The sequence below is a fragment of the uncultured Microbacterium sp. genome, from assembly GCF_900078385.1.
Taxonomy (GTDB): Bacteria; Actinomycetota; Actinomycetes; order Actinomycetales; family Microbacteriaceae; genus Microbacterium.
Genome location: NZ_FLQR01000008.1, coordinates 115,566 through 134,180, shown reverse-complemented (window position 1 = coordinate 134,180; position 18,615 = coordinate 115,566). Strand labels below are relative to the sequence as shown.

General features: G+C 73.6%; 15 protein-coding genes. 10 read left to right on the top strand and 5 right to left on the bottom strand.

All coding sequences use genetic code 11. The annotated features are described in order from the left end of the window. The first annotated feature begins 29 nt into the window (after nt 1–29). Nucleotides 30–1,097, top strand: coding sequence for a low specificity L-threonine aldolase (locus tag QZL85_RS10275; RefSeq protein ID WP_295576514.1), 1,068 nt, complete (start codon nt 30–32; stop codon nt 1,095–1,097). A gap of 45 nt (nt 1,098–1,142) precedes the next feature. Here QZL85_RS10275 and QZL85_RS10270 read toward each other — a convergent pair whose 3' ends face one another. Continuing rightward, nucleotides 1,143–1,811: an NUDIX hydrolase family protein gene (locus QZL85_RS10270; protein ID WP_295576512.1), complete on the bottom strand. Its 669-nt coding sequence runs from the start codon at nt 1,809–1,811 to the stop codon at nt 1,143–1,145. A gap of 71 nt (nt 1,812–1,882) precedes the next feature. Here QZL85_RS10270 and QZL85_RS10265 point away from each other — a divergent pair, with 71 nt between their 5' ends. Both QZL85_RS10265 and QZL85_RS10260 read left to right on the top strand, forming a co-directional pair. Then, a complete protein-coding gene (locus tag QZL85_RS10265) occupies nt 1,883–2,539 on the top strand; it encodes an alpha/beta hydrolase (RefSeq protein WP_295576510.1) in 657 nt (218 codons plus the stop codon). 240 nt (nt 2,540–2,779) lie between these two features. Continuing rightward, a complete protein-coding gene (locus QZL85_RS10260; RefSeq protein ID WP_295576508.1) occupies nt 2,780–4,474 on the top strand; it encodes an ABC-F family ATP-binding cassette domain-containing protein in 1,695 nt (564 codons plus the stop codon). 10 nt (nt 4,475–4,484) lie between these two features. Here the strand turns inward: QZL85_RS10260 and QZL85_RS10255 are convergent, their stop codons facing one another. Next, nucleotides 4,485–4,883, bottom strand: a complete 399-nt coding sequence (locus QZL85_RS10255) for a GreA/GreB family elongation factor (protein ID WP_295576507.1) — start codon at nt 4,881–4,883, stop codon at nt 4,485–4,487. A 139-nt stretch (nt 4,884–5,022) separates the two neighbouring features. Between QZL85_RS10255 and QZL85_RS10250 the strand changes: the two genes are divergently transcribed. Next, nucleotides 5,023–9,807 carry an ATP-dependent helicase gene (locus tag QZL85_RS10250; RefSeq protein ID WP_295576506.1) on the top strand — a complete coding sequence of 1,595 codons (4,785 nt, stop codon included), beginning with the start codon at nt 5,023–5,025 and terminating at the stop codon, nt 9,805–9,807. Further along, on the top strand, nt 9,800–10,573 hold the full coding sequence (locus QZL85_RS10245; protein WP_295576505.1) for a DNA-formamidopyrimidine glycosylase family protein: 774 nt from the start codon (nt 9,800–9,802) through the stop codon (nt 10,571–10,573). Before QZL85_RS10250 ends, QZL85_RS10245 begins: the two co-directional genes overlap by 8 nt. A 56-nt stretch (nt 10,574–10,629) precedes the next feature. On the opposite strand, the gene QZL85_RS10240 is transcribed toward QZL85_RS10245, so the two are convergent. Next, entirely contained in the window at nt 10,630–11,286 is a 657-nt protein-coding gene (locus QZL85_RS10240) for a YitT family protein (protein WP_295576504.1), read from the bottom strand. 86 nt (nt 11,287–11,372) lie between these two features. Here QZL85_RS10240 and QZL85_RS10235 point away from each other — a divergent pair, with 86 nt between their 5' ends. The 4 genes from QZL85_RS10235 to QZL85_RS10220 all read left to right on the top strand — a co-directional run bounded on the left by QZL85_RS10235 (nt 11,373) and on the right by QZL85_RS10220 (nt 14,507). Further along, nucleotides 11,373–12,320, top strand: coding sequence for a phosphodiester glycosidase family protein (locus tag QZL85_RS10235; protein WP_295576503.1), 948 nt, complete (start codon nt 11,373–11,375; stop codon nt 12,318–12,320). 4 nt (nt 12,321–12,324) lie between these two features. Then, nucleotides 12,325–13,368 carry a glycosyltransferase gene (locus QZL85_RS10230; protein WP_295576502.1) on the top strand — a complete coding sequence of 348 codons (1,044 nt, stop codon included), beginning with the start codon at nt 12,325–12,327 and terminating at the stop codon, nt 13,366–13,368. 51 nt (nt 13,369–13,419) lie between these two features. After that, entirely contained in the window at nt 13,420–13,827 is a 408-nt protein-coding gene (locus QZL85_RS10225) for a transferase (protein ID WP_295576501.1), read from the top strand. A gap of 89 nt (nt 13,828–13,916) precedes the next feature. Further along, nucleotides 13,917–14,507 (top strand): thermonuclease family protein, encoded by a 591-nt coding sequence (locus tag QZL85_RS10220; RefSeq protein WP_295576500.1) that lies wholly within the window; start codon nt 13,917–13,919, stop codon nt 14,505–14,507. A gap of 6 nt (nt 14,508–14,513) precedes the next feature. Here QZL85_RS10220 and QZL85_RS10215 read toward each other — a convergent pair whose 3' ends face one another. After that, a complete protein-coding gene (locus QZL85_RS10215) occupies nt 14,514–14,912 on the bottom strand; it encodes a DUF1304 domain-containing protein (RefSeq protein WP_295576499.1) in 399 nt (132 codons plus the stop codon). Between the two features lie 32 nt (nt 14,913–14,944). Here QZL85_RS10215 and QZL85_RS10210 point away from each other — a divergent pair, with 32 nt between their 5' ends. Continuing rightward, a complete protein-coding gene (locus QZL85_RS10210) occupies nt 14,945–15,676 on the top strand; it encodes a LysR substrate-binding domain-containing protein (protein WP_295576498.1) in 732 nt (243 codons plus the stop codon). Between the two features lie 441 nt (nt 15,677–16,117). Here the strand turns inward: QZL85_RS10210 and QZL85_RS10205 are convergent, their stop codons facing one another. Beyond that, nucleotides 16,118–18,595 carry a CHAT domain-containing protein gene (locus tag QZL85_RS10205; RefSeq protein WP_295576497.1) on the bottom strand — a complete coding sequence of 826 codons (2,478 nt, stop codon included), beginning with the start codon at nt 18,593–18,595 and terminating at the stop codon, nt 16,118–16,120. Between the last annotated feature and the right edge of the window lie 20 nt (nt 18,596–18,615).

The window sequence follows — 18,615 nt, the reverse complement described above, 5'->3', positions numbered from 1 at the left end:
CCCGACGGCGCGAACTAGGCTGGATGATCGTGAGCACCCTCCACGACACAGCCGTCCGCGGCTTCGCCTCCGACAACTACTCCGGCGTGCACCCGGAGGTCCTCGCCGCGATCGGCGCCGCGAACGACGGGCACCAGATCGCCTACGGCGAGGACGCCTACACGGCCCGGCTGCAGGAGGTCTTCGCGCACCACTTCGGCGAGGGCGTGCAGGCGTTCCCGGTCTTCAACGGGACCGGCGCGAACGTCACGGGACTGCAGTCCATGCTCCCCCGCTGGGGCGCCGTGGTCGCCGCGTCGACCGCGCACATCAACGTCGACGAGGGCGGCGCGCCGGAGCGCGTGGCCGGCATCAAGATCCTCAACGTCCCCGCCGACGACGGGAAGCTCACCCCCGAGCTCATCGACCGGGAGGCGTGGGGCTGGGGCGACGAGCACCGCGCGCAGCCGCTCGTCGTGTCGATCACGCAGTCCACCGAGCTCGGCACCCTCTACACGCCCGACGAGATCCGCGCGATCGCCGACCACGCGCACAGCCTCGGGATGCGGGTGCACCTCGACGGTGCCCGGATCTCCAACGCCGCCGCCGCCCTCGACCTGCCGCTGCGCGCCTTCACGCGCGATGTGGGCGTCGACGTGCTGAGCTTCGGCGGCACCAAGAACGGGGCGCTCGGCGCGGAAGCCGTCGTCGTCCTCGAGCCCACGGCATCCGAGGGGCTCCTGTTCCTGCGGAAGCTCAACATGCAGCTGTCCTCCAAGATGCGTTTCGTCTCGGCGCAGCTCATCGCGCTGCTGGAGGGCGACCTCTACCTGCGCAACGCCCGGCACTCGAACGCGATGGCCGCGCGCCTCCGCGGCGAGGTCGAGGCGGGCATCGCGGACGGGTCGATCCGCGGCGTCGCCTTCACCCAGCCGACGCAGTCCAACGGCGTCTTCGCGACCGTGCCCGACGGCGTCGCCGACGCGCTGCGGGAGAGCTTCCGCTTCTACGACTGGGATGCCGCACGCAACGAGGTCCGTTGGATGTGCTCCTTCGACACGCACGAGGACGACGTCGACGCGTTCGTCCGCGAGCTGGCGCGCCTGACGAGCGCCTGATGAGCGCCTGATCCGCGGTGGTCGGTGCGGTGGTCGCGACGCGGCTCAGCGCAGGGCGCCGACCGAGGCGAGCGCGAGCCGCACGAGCGTCGAGCGTCCGCCCTCCATCTCGGCGGCCAGGCTGTCCGAGCACGCCTCCTCCGGCGACATCCAGGTGACCTCGAGCGCGTCCTGCCGGGGCTCGCACGTCCCCGTGACCGGCACGACGAAGGCGAGCGAGACGGCGTGCTGGCGGTCGTCGTGGAAGGCGCTCACGCCGGGGATCGGGAAGTACTCGGCGACGGTGAAGGGCACCGGCTGCGGCGGGAGGAGCGGGAACGCCATGGGGCCGAGGTCGTTCTCCAGGTGCCGGAACAGGGCGTCCCGCACCGGCTCGCCGTAGCGGACCCGGCCGGAGACGATCGAGCGGGTGATCTCGCCGACGGGGGTGGCCCTCAGGAGGATGCCGACCTCGGTCACGGCGCCCATCCCGTCGGTGCGCACCGGGACCGCCTCGACGTAGAGCATGGGGAGGCGGCGGCGTGCTTCGGCGAGTTCGATGTCGGAGAGCCAGGCGGGGTTGCCCGCCGCTCCCCCTCCGGGCGAGCCGAACGAGCTCTCGCCGCCGGGATGCCCCGGGCGGTCGAACGTCGAGTCGAGCCCACGCAGCGGGTCGCGGGGCTCGCCGTCGTCGTCGCGCTCGTTCGGATCGGGATCGGGGGTGCGGACGGCCATGCCTCATGTATACCCCGAACCCCCGTCGGGGGGCGGACCCGCCGTCGGACCTCCCTGCGAAGATGGATGCCATGGCATCCCCCTCCGCCCTCGATCCCACGGCGGTGCTGTGGTCGGTCGAGCCGGCAGAACGCGCGGGCCGTCCGCTGCTCGTGCTGCTGCACGGCTACGGGTCCGACGAGCGCGACCTGTTCAGCCTCGTGCCGTACCTTCCGGAGCGGTTCGTCGTCGCGGCCGTGCGGGCTCCCCTGCCGCCGCCGTTCCCCATGCCGGGCTACTCGTGGTATCCGATCGAGGGGCTCGACGGCCGCGACCCGAGCCGGATCACGACGGCCGCGGACGAGCTGCTGCGGTGGCTGGACGGCGTCGCCGAGGAGGCGCCGGTGGGCCTGCTCGGCTTCTCCCAGGGCGCCGCCGTCGCGCTGCAGGCGCTGCGCCTGCGGCCCCACGGCATCGACTTCGCCGTGAACCTGTCGGGGTACGTCGCGCCGGGCGCGCTGGCATCGGATGCCGACCTCGCCGCGGCGCGCCCGCCGGTGTTCTGGGGGCGCGGATCGCACGACGAGACCATCCCGCTCGCGCTCGTCGAGCACAGCGTGGACTGGCTGCCGGGGCGGGTGGAACTGAGCGGCCGGGTGTACCCCGGGCTCACGCACAGCGTGTCGGAGGACGAGCTGCGCGACGTGCGGGTGTTCCTGGACAAGCAGCTCGAGCGGCTCGACGGCTGATCTTGACAGCGGATGCGGTGTCGCATACCGTTGCCGAGTTCTCGTCCCCGAGTGTGAAGGAAGACCGTTGAAGGGTATCGACGCCACCGCGCTGTGATTCCGCGCTGAGCCGTCCCCTCCTCCGAGGGTCTGACGTGTTCGCGCACCATCCGCGCTGACACGTCGACCCGCCGTCCTCCTCCCGGGAATCCCGGCCGTTCGGCATCCCCGTGTCAGTGCACCCACCGACACGGAGACACCATGCCCACCACACTCACGTCCGCGGTCACACTCGACCGCGTCACCTTCACCTGGCCGGACGGCACCGCCGCGCTGCGCGGCCTGTCCGGCGCGTTCGGCGCGGGACGCACCGGCCTCGTCGGCCGGAACGGGTCCGGCAAGACCACGCTGCTGAAGCTCATCGCGGGAACGCTCGAACCCACCGACGGCGCGATCGCCCGCACCGGCGCCGTCGACCTGCTGCCGCAGCGGCTCACGCTCGACGTGGATCGGCGGGTCGCCGACGCCCTCGGCGTCGCGACCGCGCTCGACGCGGTCCGCGCCATCGAGTCCGGCGACGTCGACCCGCGTCACTTCGACGCGGTCGGCGACGACTGGGACGTCGAGGCGCGCGCGACGGCGGCCCTGGCCGAGGCCGGTCTTCCCGCGGATGCGCTCGATCGTCGGATCGGCGAGCTCTCGGGGGGCGAGGGCGTCCTCGCGGCGCTCATCGGCGTCCGCCTGCGCGGGGCGCCGATCGCCCTCCTCGACGAGCCGACCAACAACCTCGACCGGGACGCCCGTCGCCGCGTGCACGATCTCGTGCGCGGCTGGCGCGGGACGCTCGTCGTCGTGAGCCACGACACCGCGCTGCTCGACCTCATGGACGACACCGCGGAGCTGTACGACAACGAGCTGTCCGTCTTCGGCGGCCCGTACACGGCATGGCGCGAGTGGCTCGATGCCGAGCAGGCCGCGGCGCGGCACGCCGAGTCGGCGGCTGCGCAGCTCGTCCGCCGCGAGAAGCGCGACCGGATCCATCAGGAGTCGGTGCTCGCCTCGCGGGCGGCGATGGGGCAGAAGGCGGCGGCGGAGAAGCGGGTGCCCGGGATCGTCGCGAACGCGCGCAAGCGCGCGGCGCAGGTCTCGGCCGGGCGGCTGCGGGTCGAGGCCTCCGGCAAGGAGGCCGCGGCCCGGGCCGCGCACGACGCGGCGGATCGGCGCGTGCGCGACGACGACGCCGTGCGCATCGATCTGCCGGATCCCGCGGTCTCGGCGGGGCGCCGCATCGCGACCGTCCGCGACGCCTCGAGGTCGTGGATCGTCCAGGGCCCGGAGCGCGTCGCGCTCCTCGGCCCCAACGGCGCCGGCAAGACGACGCTCGTCGAGCGACTCCTCGCCTCGGCCGGTCCCGCGGCGGGCGGGGAGGCGGTTCACAACTCCGCCTCTGCACGCGCGGAGGCACCGGATGACGCCGAACGGACCGCGTCCAGGCGGAGTTATGACACACCCGGCGCGTCGGCCGAGGCCCACACCGACCGGATCGGCTACCTGTCGCAGCGCGTCGACGGTCTCGACGAGGCGGGATCGGTCCTCCAGAACGTGCGCTCCGCGGCGCCGGGTGTCGGCGACGTCGAGCTGCGGAACCGGCTCGCGCGATTCCTCATCCGCGGGGATGCCGCGCTCCGCCCCGTCGCGGCGCTCTCCGGCGGCGAGCGGTTCCGCGTCGCCCTGGCCCGGCTGCTGCTGGCCGACCCGCCCCCGCAGCTGCTCGTGCTGGACGAGCCGACCAACAACCTCGACCTCGACACCGTCGACCAGCTGGTCGACGCGCTGGCCGCCTACCGCGGCGCAGTGCTCGTCGTGAGCCACGACGACGCGTTCCTGCGCCGTCTGGGCGTCGATCTGGCGCTCGAGCTGCGGTCAGGGTCGCTGTCGGAGGTGAGCCTCGCGTGAGTCCGCGCGGTCAGACGTAGGGGACGGCGGCGACGACGGTCACGGCCAGCGACGCGCCGTTGGGCGCCTCGAACGTCACGCCGTCGCCGACGTAGCGGCCGGTGATGGCGGCGCCGAGCGGCGAGGTGGGCGAATACACGTCGACCTCGACGCCGGCATCCTGCCGGACGAGATCGCGGCTGCCGAGCAGGAAGGTCTCCGTGGAGCCGTCACGGTCGAAGCGCACCGTGACGGTCATGCCCGGCTCGACGAGGCCGTCGTCGGGCTTCGCGCCGACCTCGGCGCGGCGGATCAGCTCGCGCACCTCGACGGCGCGGGCCCGGTCGTCGTCACGCAGCGTTGCGAGTTCCGCCTCGAGCGAGGCGAGGGTCGCGGGGGTCATCCACACCCGGTCGGTCTGGTTCTGCACGGCTGCTCCCTCCCGCCGGCGGTCGACGGCGAATCCCCCACCATAGCCCGGGCCGTGGACCCGCGGGGCCGAACGGCACGGAACCGCACGCCGACGCAACCCCCGCCCAGGTGTCCGCGGTCAGGGGGAAGATGGGGTCATGGCCCATGTGCTCGAGCGATTCGGTCCCGCGACGCAGGACTGGTTCCGCTCCGCCTTCGCGCGGCCGACGGACGCGCAGACGGGCGCATGGGATGCCATCTCAGCCGGCCGCCACGCCCTCGTCGTGGCACCGACGGGGTCGGGCAAGACGCTCTCGGCCTTCCTGTGGGCCATCGACCGCATCTTCCACGAGAAGGACGCCGCCCCTGCGCCGCCGCGGAAGCAGAAGAAGGAGGACCGACCGCCGCGCACGCGCGTCCTCTACATCTCACCGCTGAAGGCGCTCGGCGTCGACGTGGAGCGCAACCTCCGCTCCCCGCTCGTCGGGATCGGGCAGTCCGCGCGACGCCTCGGCATCGCCGTGCCGGAGGTCACGGTCGGTGTGCGCTCGGGGGACACGACATCCGCGGACCGCCGCAAACTCGTCGCCGACCCGCCCGACATCCTCATCACGACCCCCGAGTCGCTGTACCTCATGCTCACGTCGCAGGCGTCCGAGACTCTGCGCGGCATCCACACGGTCATCGTCGACGAGGTGCACGCCGTCGCCGCGACCAAGCGCGGCGCGCACCTGGCCGTCAGCCTCGAGCGGCTCGACGACCTGCTCGCCGCACCCGCGCAACGCATCGGACTGTCCGCGACGGTCCGTCCCATCGACGAGGTCGCGCGCTTCCTCGGCGGGGCGGCGCCCGTCGAGATCGTCGCGCCGCGGGCCACGAAGGCCTTCGACCTCTCGGTCGTGGTTCCGATCGACGACATGCTCAACCCTCCTCCGCCGCCCGGCACCGCGACCGCGCCGGACCAGAAGGACGAGTCGAAGGACGATGAGGACGGCGACGGGGACAGCGCCTGGTACACCCCGCCGCAGACGACGGAGATCACCGGCTCGGTGTGGCCGCACGTCGAGGAGGCCATCGTCGACCGGATCCTCGCGCACCGGTCCACCATCGTGTTCTCCAACTCCCGGCGCCTCGCCGAACGCCTCACGGGGCGACTGAACGAGATCTACGCCGAGCGGCTCGGCCTCGACCTGCCGGATGCCGCCGTCCCGGCAGCGATGGGGGCCCACGGAGCGGAGGCTCCGCGCGGCGCGAATGCGACGCGTGGAGGGGCGATCGGGGAGGCTCAGGCCGGCGCGAGCGCCGACCCCGTCCTCGCCAAGGCGCACCACGGCTCGGTGTCCAAGGAGCAGCGGGCCATCGTGGAGGACGAGCTGAAGTCCGGCGTGCTCCGCTGCGTCGTCGCGACCAGCAGCCTCGAGCTCGGCATCGACATGGGCGCCGTGGACCTCGTCATCCAGGTCGAAGCACCCCCGTCGGCCGCGTCCGGCCTGCAGCGGGTCGGGCGCGCGGGGCACCAGGTGGGCGAGGTCAGCCGCGCGGCCCTGTTCCCCAAGCATCGCGGCGACGTGCTGCACACGGCCGTCGTGACCGAGCGGATGCTGTCGGGCCAGATCGAGGCGATCTCGGTGCCGCAGAACCCGCTCGACATCCTCGCCCAGCAGACCGTCGCCGCGTGTGCGACCGGATCGGTCGACGTGGAGGGATGGTTCGAGACCGTCAAGCGCTCTGCGCCGTTCCGCTCCCTCCCGCGCTCCGCCTACGAGGCGACGCTCGACCTGCTCGCCGGCCGGTTCCCGTCCGACGAGTTCGCCGAGCTCCGCCCCCGCGTCATCTGGGATCGCGATCAGGGCACGCTCACGGGGCGCCCCGGCGCGCAGCGGATCGCCGTGACGAGCGGCGGCACGATCCCCGATCGCGGGCTCTTCGGCGTCTTCGTCGCGGGCGAGACCCGCAACGCCCGCGTCGGCGAGCTCGACGAGGAGATGGTCTACGAGTCGCGTGTCAACGACGTCTTCACGCTCGGCACGACGAGCTGGCGGATCGTGGAGATCACGCATGACCGCGTCAACGTGCTCCCCGCCTTCGGGCAGCCGGGGAAGCTCCCGTTCTGGCACGGCGACGGGCTCGGTCGCCCCGCGGAGCTCGGCGAGGCGCTCGGCCGGTTCTCCCGCGAAGTGTCCGCCGCGACCCCCGAGAAGGCGTCGGAACGCCTCCGCGACTCCGGCCTCGACGACAACGCGATCGGCAACCTGCTGTCCTACCTCGCCGAGCAGCGCGAGGCCACCGGCAGCCTCCCGACGGACAGGACCCTCACCGTCGAACGCTCGCGCGACGAGGTCGGCGACTGGCGCGTCATCCTGCATTCCCCGTACGGCATGCATGTGCACGCGCCCTGGGCGCTCGCCGTCAATGCCCGCATTCGGGAGCGTCTGGGGGTCGAGGGATCGGCGGTCGCGAGCGACGACGGCATCATCGCACGCGTGCCGGATGCCGAGTCGGAGCCGCCCGGCGCCGAGCTCTTCGTCTTCGACCCCGACGAGCTGGAGCAGATCGTCACCGACGAGGTGGGCGGGTCGGCGCTGTTCGCGTCGCGGTTCCGGGAGTGCGCCGCTCGCGCCCTGCTCCTGCCCCGACTGAACCCGAACCGCCGGTCGCCGCTGTGGCAGCAGCGGCAGCGCTCGGCGCAGCTGCTCGAGGTCGCCAAGAAGCACCCGACGTTCCCGATCATCCTCGAGACCCTGCGCGAAGTGCTGCAGGACGTCTACGACCTGCCCGCCCTGCTCCGCATCGCGCGGTCGATCGGCGACCGCCGAATCCGGCTCGTGGAGACGACGACGAGCCAGCCGTCCCCCTTCGCCCGCGACCTGCTGTTCGGCTACGTCGGCGCCTTCATGTACGAGGGCGACTCGCCGCTCGCCGAGCGTCGCGCCGCGGCGCTGTCGGTCGATCCTGCGCTGCTGAGCGAGCTGCTCGGCAAGGTCGAGATGCGCGAGCTCCTCGACCCCGGCATCATCGCGCAGTTCGAGCAGGAGGTGCAGCGCCTCGACCCGGCCCGGCGTGTGCGGGGACTCGAGGGCGTGGCCGATCTGCTGCGGCTGCTCGGGCCGCTCGATGCCGCAGAGGTCGCCGCGCGCCTGGAACCCGACGCCGCCGCCCCGGACGGTGCCGACGGCGAGCCCGCCGCATCGGCGGAGCACACCGCCTCGCTCGCGACCGCCACCGCGTTCCTGGACGCGCTCGTCGAGGCGCGCCGCGCCATCCGCGTCACGATCGCCGGCGCCGCGCGGGTCGCGGGCATCGAAGACGCCGGCCGCCTGCGCGACGCGCTCGGCGCGGCTCTGCCGGTCGGCATCCCGACGGCGTTCCTGGAGCCCGTCGTCGATCCGCTCAGCGACCTCGTCGCCCGGAACGCCCGCACGCACGGTCCGTTCCGCACGGCCGATGTCGCCGAGCGGCTCGGCATCGGGCCGGCCGTCGCGCGGCAGGCGCTGCAGCGCCTCGAGTCGCAGGGGCGGATCGCGAGCGGCTTCTTCCTGCCCGAGCGGTCGGATGCCGGCGGCACCGACGACCTCGAGTGGTGCGACAGCGAGGTGCTGCGCCGCCTCCGGTTGCGCTCCCTCGCCGCGATCCGCGGCGCGGTGGAGCCCGTGGCCCCCGAGGCCTTCGCCCGCTTCCTGCCGGTCTGGCAGCACCTCGCGCGCCCCTTGGACGGCGTCGACGGGGTTCTGGCAGCCATCGAGCAGCTGGCCGGCGTGCCGCTGCCGGCGAGCGCGTGGGAGTCGCTCGTGCTGCCCTCGCGGGTCACCGGATACACCTCGGCGATGCTCGACGAACTCACCGCCACCGGCGAAGTGCTCTGGTCCGGGCACGGGTCGCTCCCCGGACGCGACGGCTGGATCGCCCTGCACCCGGCCGACACCGCCGCACTGACCCTCCCGCCGCCGGAGGAGGAGCCGACCGCGTTCGAGCAGCGGATCCTCGACGCCCTCGCCGCGGGCGGCGCGTACTTCGCGGCGCAGCTCGTGCCCATGACCGGCGCCGAGAACGAGCAGTCGGTCGTCGAGGCCCTGTGGAACCTCACCTGGAGCGGCCGGGTCACCAACGACACGTTCGCGCCGGTCCGGTCGCTGCTCGGCGGCGGCTCGCAGGCGCACCGCGTCGCGCGCCGGACGCCGCGCAGCCGGATGTTCCGCGGGACGCCGCTCGCGGCCGCGCCCCGCACCGCACCGCAGCGCCCGACGCTCGTCGGCGGCCGCTGGTCGCTGCTGCCCGCCGCCGAACCCGATCCCGCGCTGCGCGCGGCGGCCGCGGCGAGCCTGCTGCTGGAACGCTACGGCGTCGTCACGCGAGGCTCCGTGCAGGCCGAGGGGCTTCCCGGTGGGTTCGCGCAGGCGTACCGCGTGCTCGCCGGCTTCGAGGATGCCGGGCACTGCCGGCGCGGCTACTTCATCGAGAAGCTGGGCGCGGCGCAGTTCGCCACCTCGGCCACCGTCGACCGGCTCCGCGAGTTCGCCGCCGTCGCCGATCCCGCTCCGCTCGCGGCGCGGACGCTCGCGGCGACCGACCCCGCGAACCCGTACGGCGCCGCGCTGTCGTGGCCGGCGCTCGAGGGCGTCGCGCACCGCCCGGGCCGCAAGGCCGGCGGCCTCGTCGTGCTCGTCGACGGCGCCCTCGTGCTGTACCTCGAGCGCGGGGGCCGCTCGGCGTTGGCGTTCACCGACGACGAGGACGTGCTCGCCGCCGCGACCCGCAGCCTCGTGGAGACCGCCCGGGCCCGACGCCTGGACACCCTCACGATCGAGCAGGTCGGGGGCGCGTTCGTCTACGGCACCCCGGCGGGCCGCGCACTGCGCGAGGCCGGGTTCGTCGAGTCGGCCCGCGGGCTCACCCTGCGCCGCGCGAGCGCGGGCGCCCGCACCGCCCCGGCGGGCCATGCCTGAGGGCGACACCGTCTTCCGGACGGCCCGGACCCTGCACGAGGCCCTCGCCGACGGCGAGGTGACGCGCTTCGACATCCGTGTCCCCGGCAGCGCGACGGCGGACCTCACCGGCGCACGCGTCCGCGAGGTGGTGCCGCGCGGAAAGCACCTCCTGCTCCGCATCGGCGCGTACACGCTGCACTCCCATCTGAAGATGGAGGGCGAGTGGCACGTGTACCGCCCCGGTGGACGCTGGCGGAAACCCGCTTTCCAAGCCCGCGCGATCGTCGGCACGGCGCGCGCCGAGGCGGTCGGCTTCGAGCTCGCGATGGTGGAGGTCCTGCCCACCGCCGACGAGGACCGCATCGTCGGCCACCTCGGGCCCGACCCGCTGAGCACGACGTGGGATCCGGCCGAGGCCGCCCGGCGGCTGAGCCTCGACGACCGCGCCGTGCACGTCGCGCTCCTCGATCAGCGCAACGTCGCCGGCTTCGGCAACGTCTACGCCAACGAGCTGCTCTTCGTCCGCGGCATCCTGCCCACCACCCCGGCCGCGACCGTGGACGCGCGGGCCCTCCTCGATACCGGCGCACGCATGATCGTGCTCAACCGTGACCGCAGCGGCCGCACGTTCACCGGCGACAGCCGTCCCGGCCAGCGCATGTGGGTCTACGGCCGCGAGGGGAAGCCGTGCCGGCGGTGCGGGACGCTCGTCCGCGGCGCGCAGCTCGGTGCGAGCGCCACCACCGAGCGCAACGTGTTCTGGTGCCCGTCCTGCCAGCGCTGACCGTCGCCGGCCCGCGTCCCTGACGGACGGTCCGCGCCCGGCCGGAGCATCATCCCTCAGCGGCCGATGTACCGACCCGGCCGATGGTTCAGTGCCAGGACGAGGTTCAGCAGCACGGCACCGGCCGCGCTCATGATCACGTTGGGCCACGGCACGACGAGGAGCGCCAGCAGGATGACGACCACGTCGAACACCATGAGGGTCCACCCCGCCCGCACCCCCGTGCGCTCCTGGATGAGGAGGCCGACGACATGGATGCCGCCGACGCTCCCGCCGTGGCGGAACAGGATCAGCATCCCGATGCCGGCCAGCAGGTTTCCGGCGAGCGTCCCGTAGAGCGGCTGCAGCCGCTCGATGACGAAGAAGGTCTCATGGACGAGCGCGAACCCCGACACCAGCGCGATGCAGATGATCGTCCGGATCGTGAAGTCCCAGCCCTTCTTGACCACCGCCAGCACCGCGAAGGGGATGTTGATCACGGCGAAGATCGCCCAGAACGGCCATGGGGTCGCGTATCCCAGCAGCAGCGACAGCCCCGCCGTGCCACCGGTCACCGCCTCCGACGCGTGCAGCAGGTGCAGCCCCAGCGACGCCGCGAAGGTCCCGGTCAGGATGCCGAGCACGTCGTCCGCGAGCGTGTGCGGCGCGGCCTTCTCGTCGAAGACGAGGGAGGGCCCGGTCGTGGCGTCGGGACCGTCGGAGGGATCGCTCACGTGTCCATCCTGGCAAACCTCGATCCATAGCGGGCTCGTAGCCGCACCCTACGGCGCGCCTCAGCTGCCTGCCGACACTGGAGCACATGAACAGACGGCTCAAGACCTCGCTCCTCGCCGGCGGCCTCGTGGTCGTGCTCACCGCCGCCGGCGGCGCCGCGTGGGCGCTCGACCGGTTCGTGGTCCCGCACGTCGAGGTCGAGGACGTCGCCGCCTACGAGGCGGCGCAGGGCGGCGCGTCGTCGACCTCGGCCGCGTCCTCGAGCGGAGAGGAGACGGCCGCCACCCTCACCGACACCACCTACACGTCGGAGGACGCATCGATCGCGATCACGACGCACACGACCGGGTCCGGCGACGACACCGTCACCTTCTACGCCGCCGACATCACGCTGAGCGACGCCACGGCCCTGCGGAGCGCCTTCGCCGACAACCAGTTCGGCGAGAACGTGACGGCGCTCGTGAGCGAGACCGCCGAGGCCAACGGCGCCGTGTTCGCCGTCAACGGCGATTACTACGGGTTCCGCGACAGCGGCATCGTGATCCGCAACGGCGTCGCGTACCGGGATGTCCCGGCGAGGGAAGGTCTCGTCTTCTACGAGGACGGGACCGCCGCGGTCTACGACGAGACGCAGACCTCCGCCGCGGAACTGCTCGCCGACGGCGCGTGGAACACGGTCAGCTTCGGCCCCGCCGTGGTGGTCGACGGAGCCCCCGTCGCGGGGATCGACGACGTCGAGGTCGACACGAACTTCGGCAACCACTCCATCCAGGGCGAGCAGCCGCGCACCGCCATCGGCATCATCGACGACAACCGCATCGTGATCGTCGTCGTCGACGGCCGCGCCACCGGCTACAGCCGCGGCGTGACGATGACGGAGCTGGCGGACATCATGGTGTCGCTCGGCGCCACGACCGCCTACAACCTCGACGGCGGCGGCTCGAGCGAGATGTGGTTCGACGGCGAGGTCGTCAATCAGCCCTCCAACGGCGGGGAGCGCGAGACCAGCGACATCCTCTACATCGCGGGGTGACACCGTGCACGTCGTCCTGATCCCCGCGTACGAGCCCGATGCGCGGCTCGTGCGGCTCGTGCGCGACCTCGTCGCCGACGGTCCCGTGGTCGTCGTCGACGACGGCTCGGGCCCGCGGTACGCCGCCGTCTTCGCGGACGCCGCCGCCGCCGGCGCCCACCTGGTGACCCACCCCCGCAACCGGGGGAAAGGCGCGGCCCTGCGCTCCGGGTTCGCCGCCGTCACCGCCGGGTGGCCGGCCGCCGCGGTCGTGACCGCGGACGCCGACGGGCAGCACACTGCCGCCGACGTCCGGCGGGTCGCCGGCCGCGTCGGCGAGGGACGAGCCATCGTGCTGGGCAGCCGCGCGTTCACCGGCGATGTCCCGGCCCGCAGCCGGATCGGCAACACGGTGACGCGCTGGGCCTTCCGCGCCACGACGGGCCGGGTCGTCCACGACACCCAGACGGGCCTCCGCGGCTACCCGCAGGGCGTGCTGGGGTGGGCCCGGACCCTGCCCGGCGACCGGTTTGAGTACGAGTTCACGATGCTGCTTGAGGCGCGCCGCGCCGGCATCGCGCTCGTCGAGGAGCCGATCGCGACGGTCTACCTCGACGGGAACACCTCGAGCCACTTCCGCCCCCTCGCCGACTCGCTGCGGGTGTACTCCCCGCTGCTGCGATTCGCGGCATCCGCTCTCCTGGCCTTCGTCCTGGACACCGCGGTGCTCCTGCTGCTGGAAGCCCTGACCGGCTGGCTGCTGCTGTCGCTCATCGGTGCCCGTCTCGTGAGCGCGGGGGTCAACTTCGCCACCAACCGTCGGCTGGTCTTCGCGGAGGGTCGCTCGGTGCCGCTGCGCACCGCTGCCGCGCGCTACGTGTCGCTCGCCCTGACGCTGCTGCTCGCCGGGTTCGGGCTGCTTACGGCCCTCACGGACGCGGGCGTGCCGACGCTCGCGGCGAAGCTGGCCAGCGACGCGACGCTGTTCGTCGTGAGCTTCGCGGTGCAGCGGGCGATCGTGTTCTCCCCCGGCGTGGCCGCATCCGCCACGCCCGTCCCGGCGCGCTGAAACGGGAATGTTCCATGCCTTCACATGGTTGTCATTCATCTAGGAGGACCAGTGGGCAAGAACTACGTCGACATCGAGAACGACCGGGGCGAGACGCTGCGATACCGCAAGCACGTCAACGGGCGGGGCTTGATCGCGAACGGCGCCAAGGTGCACCCGACCGCGCTCGTCGAACAGGGTGCGTACGTCGAGCCGGGCGTGCAGGTCGCCGCGGGCGCCCACATCGGGCGCGGGGTCTGGATCGAGCCGGATGCCGTCATCGGCCCGGAGGCTGAGATCGCGCCGCACGCGCACATCGGCCCGGGTGCTGCCATCGGGGCGCGCGCCAAGATCGGCGTCCGCGCGTATGTCGGCGCGAACGCCCGCGTCGCGGTCGGTTCGCTCATCCGCGACGACGAGAACGTCGGCGAGAACGAGCGGGTCGCCACCGACCCGCGCGGTCTGCGCCTGGCCGCCTGAGCCGAGCCCGACCCGCTGACCCTCGCGACCGGCCGTCGGAGGCCGACCCACGCGCCGTCGGCGTCGTCCGTCGTCGATAGCATCGGCGGATGGGACGGCGGCGGAACTCACGAGCGAATGTCGTCGCCGTGTTCATCGTGGCCGCCGTCGTGCTGGTCGGGTCGTGGATCGCCGCCCACCGCGACCCGGCGCCGAGCGCCGCGATCCCCGAATCGACCCCCGCTGCAGCCGTGGCTGCTCCGACACGTCCCGCCGACGCGGTCGCGATGACGATGGAGTACGCCTACGACGGCGACACGATCCGGGCCCGCCCCGCCGAGCCGTCCACACTCCTCCCGACGACGGACGCCGTCCGCGTCCGGATCATCGGCATCGACACTCCGGAGGGGACCCCCACCGTCGAGTGCGGAGCGGACGAGGCCCGCGCCCACCTCGCGCGCCTGCTCCCGGAGGGAGTGCGGCTCTGGGCGGCGGTCGAACAGGAGCCGCAGGATCGCTACGGCCGCTGGCTCCTGCATCTCTGGACGGACGACGGCCGATTCGTCGCCGGTGAGCTCGTGGCAGCCGGGGACGCGGTCGCTCTGCGGGTGCCCCCGAACGTCGCGCACGCGCCGCTGTTCTCCGCGCTGCAGGCCGACGCGGAGGCCGCCGGACGCGGGCAGTGGTCGGCGTGCCGGTGACGCGGCTCAGGCGAAGAGCATCAGCACGAAGCCGATGAGCGGGAGCGTCCCCTGGATGAGCGCGGGACGCAGATACTTCGCGCCGCTCGTGGTCAGCACGAGCGCGGCGGCGAGCATGGAACCCAGCCCGAAGAGCACGAGGGTCCGGCCGGCGACATCCGCAACCGTCCCCGGGCCGCCCGCCCAGAACAGGGCCAGCCCGATGATGACGCCGATGGCGAGGAACAGGTTGTAGAAGCCCTGGTTGTACGCCATGGGCCGCGTCGTCTCGGCAGCCGCCTGGTCGGTCACGCCGAACCGCTTCCATACGCGAGGCTGCGTCCACTGGATGCTCTCCATGACGAAGATGTAGACGTGCAGGAGAGCGGCCAGGGCCGCGACGATCGTCGCGATGAGGGGCACCATGAGCCGACGATAGCGCGGCTACGCTGAAACCCATGGCGGCAGGCGGCGGTTCTCAGCGGGGACGCGGGCGCCCGGCGCGCCCCGGCGCCACCCGGAAGCCCGCGCAGACCCCGAAGCGCACCCCCAAGAAGCCCGCCGCAGCGGCCCCGATCGAGCCGGCACCGCTGCCCGCCGGACCCTTCCGTCTGGGGACGATCCCCGGCGCGACGGTGGGCTCGTGGATCGACCGGTGGCAGGAGCGCATGCCCGGCGTCGCGGTCGAGCTCGTGCCGCTCTCCGTCGCGACCCAACTCGACGCGCTGCGGGCCGGCGGAGTCGACGCGGCGCTGGTCCGGCTGCCCGTGGACACCGCGGCGCTGCACGTCATCCCGCTCTACGACGAGCTGCCCGTCGTGGTGTGCGCGGCCGACTCGCACCTCACCGCGGCCGACGAGCTGACCATCGCCGACCTCGCCGGCGAGATCGTCATCGTGCCGGACGACGACGTGCTGAGCGTGCGGGTCCCGGATGCCGTCCCTCCCGCGTTCGCACCGCCGGAGACCACGGCCGACGCGGTCGCGACGGTCGCGGCCGGGGTTGGGATCGTGATCGTGCCGATGTCCCTCGCGCGCCTGCACCACCGGAAGGACGCCGACCACCGCGTCCTGACCGACGGGCCGAGCTCGACCGTCGCGCTCGCGTGGCCGCGGGACGCGGCAGCCCCGCTCGTGGACGCGTTCATCGGCATCGTGCGCGGGCGCACGGCGAACTCGTCGCGGTCCTGACCGGCGGCAGCGCGCCGCGCCACACCGATACGTCGACGCGGGCGACGGTGATCGCCGACGTTCATCCGCGGCGAAGTGTGGGTGCCGGGCCGCCGCACCCGCATCCTGACGCGGGTGAACGTGAGCGTCGCGATTCACTCGCGGCGACGTGCGGGTGCAACCCGTCCGGACCCGCCATCAGGCGCGGACGAATGCCGACGATAGCCCGACGACCGGACCGGGGCCGATGGCATCCCCCAATGCCACCGGCCCCTGGACGGGCGTGAACCCCCGGACGGCCGTCCTCGGAATGACTCACCAGCGCGCCCCCAGCAGGGCGACGATCCCCCATGGGTGATCGGGGTGGGATCAGCCGATCCCCCCGCACTGTCGTTCCATGGATCAAGAGCCCGACCCCGGCCCCCTGATACACGCCACCCCGAATCGATCCCGGGGAAGCGGTCAGAGCCCGTCGCCGTGCGACTGGAAGGGTGCCACGATGCCGGTCCGCGTGGCCGCATCGGCGAGCGCCTCGGCGGGGCGCCGTCCGGCCACGAGGCCCTCGTGCATGGCGGCGAGCAGCTCGCAGGCCTCGTCGTCGGCGACGACGACCGGCGCCGCGACGACGCACCGGGCGCCGGCGTGCAGCCAGGACCGGGTCATCCCGACCGCCTCCTCACCCCAGCGCACGGTCGAGCGGCCGACCTCGCAGGCCGACAGGACGACGGTCGCCGGCACGCGCGGCATCCGGTCGATGTCGTAGCCGAACAGCACCCCGTCGGCGAGCTCCAGACCGGAGAAGAGCGGGTTGTCCACGGCGTGCCGGCCGTGCGCGGCGACGTGGAGCAGATCCACCTTGCCGCCGAGCGCCGACACGGCATCGACCGTCGCATCGGAACCCCGCAGGATGGGTGGGGAAGACCAGGCGGATGCCGCGCGGTCGACCTCCTCGTCCCCGCGGGCGACGCGGGGACCTGCGGCGAAACCGGCGCTCGCGATCGGTGCGACGGCGGCGCGACCGCGGACCCAGCGGGTCACCGAGCCGGCGAGGGTGAAGGCGCGCCCGCGGAGGCCGGGCAGCATCCCCCACGGCAGTCCGGCCAGGACGCCCGGGGCCGTGAGCACGAGGCGCCGGGCGTCGGTGCGTCGCAGAGGTCCGTCCAGCAGCACCGTCGAGAGCGCGGCGAGCCGCGCGTCGAGACCGCGCCGGATCACGCCGACCATCGGTCCGGAGCGCACCGACGCCGCGACGTCGAGGTCGGAGCGGAGGCCCGCGAGCGCAGCGCGCGCATCACCCCACCCCGGCAGCGGGACGACGGCCTCCGTGCCGCGCGTGACCACGAGGCAGCTGAGACCCGCGCCGCTGAAGACGAAGGACAGCACGGCGGTGTCGGCATCGAGCGTCGCGCGCAGCGCCGCGAGGTCGACGCGCTCCTCCACGCCGCGAGCACCCGTCGTGGTCCACTGGCGCTGCCGCAGCCGCTCGCCGAGCTCGACGGCGCGCGGGTCGGACAGCCAGTCGGCCCCCGCCAGGTCCGCGCGCAGCATCCGCAGCTCGGCGAGGTCGCCGGCCAGCTCCGGGTCGGGAGGAGGACGCAGCGGAAGCACCTGGATGCTCAGGTGCCGGGCCCGCTCGGACCACTCGAAGACGGTCTCGGGCCGTCCGGACCGCACGGCGGCGTCGAGGCCCGCGAGCATGAGCCCGCTGCCGTGCATGACGAGCGAGGTCTGCAGGTCCAGGCTGCCGAACGAGGCCTGCGACGCGGCGAGCTCATCGAGCCCGCGTGCGGCGTGCCGGCGGGTCTCCGCCGAGCGGCCGGCGCGGAGGGCGCGGGCCGCGCGCACTTCGTCGACGAGGAGCCTGACCTCGACCGACGCGGATTCCGGCAGTCGGGGCAGCCGCCCGGCCGGCGCGTCGTGCCGCGCGCGCCACAGCTCCTGCGCGAGCCGCAGCGCCGCGGCGTCGCTGTGCAGTCCGCCGGACTGGAGGGCACGGGCGGTGCGCCGCACATCCTCCGGCGTCGGGCGGCGACGTGCCTCGGGGAGGCGCCTTCCGGCCCGGTCGAGGCCTCCGCCGGCGAACGCCGCCCGCTGGGCGATCGCCTCCGCGCGCGCCGCCCACAGCCGGTTGCCGAGCCCCGCGAATCGGCGCGCCGCGGCACGGGCGGTCGCCGCGGCGCGTGTCGTGTCGTGACGGAGCAGGGAGCGGGCGAGGTGGAACTCGGCCTCGCCGCGCGCCTGCGGCATCCGGTTCTCACCGAAGACGGCCGCCGCGCGCTCGAGCAGCCGCTCCGCCTCGGTGACGAGGCCCGCGTCCCGGAGGACCTCCGCCCGGTCGACGTCGCCGATCGCGGCGTTCGCGGGCGAGGCCGCGGCGATCGCGGGGCGCGCCGCGGCCATCTCGCGCATGGCGCGCACGATGTCGCCGCCGAGGAGCGAGACGTACCCGAGGTTGTGCTGCGCTTCCGCCACATCGACGGCATCGCCGTGCGCCGCGAACGCCGCGACCGCCTCCTCGAGGTCGGCCGTGCTGGCGGCGAGGTCGCCGCGCTGCATGAGCAGGACGCTGCGGTTCATCCGGATGTTCGCGACCGCCATGGGATCGCCCGGGATGGTGGTGATCGCACGCTCGAGCCACTCCAGCGCCTCGTCGAGCCGGCCCTGGTTGGCGAGGAGGCTTCCCAGCTGACCGGCCAGCACCCCCCGCGTGTGGGCACTCAGATCATCGGCGGCGACCGCGTCCCGGCACAGTCGTTCCCCGCCCTGCGGATCACCGGTCTGCACGAGGACGTAGGAGAGCGTCCCGGCGATGCGTGCGGCCAGGTCAGGGTCGACCGCGGTGGCCGCCGCCTGGTCGAGAACGCGGCGTGCGTCGGCGTAGCGACGCGCGTTCGTCAGGCGGAGGCCCCGTCGATGGAGCTCGTCCGCTGTGGGGGTCACCCTGACAGCATGCCCTGCCC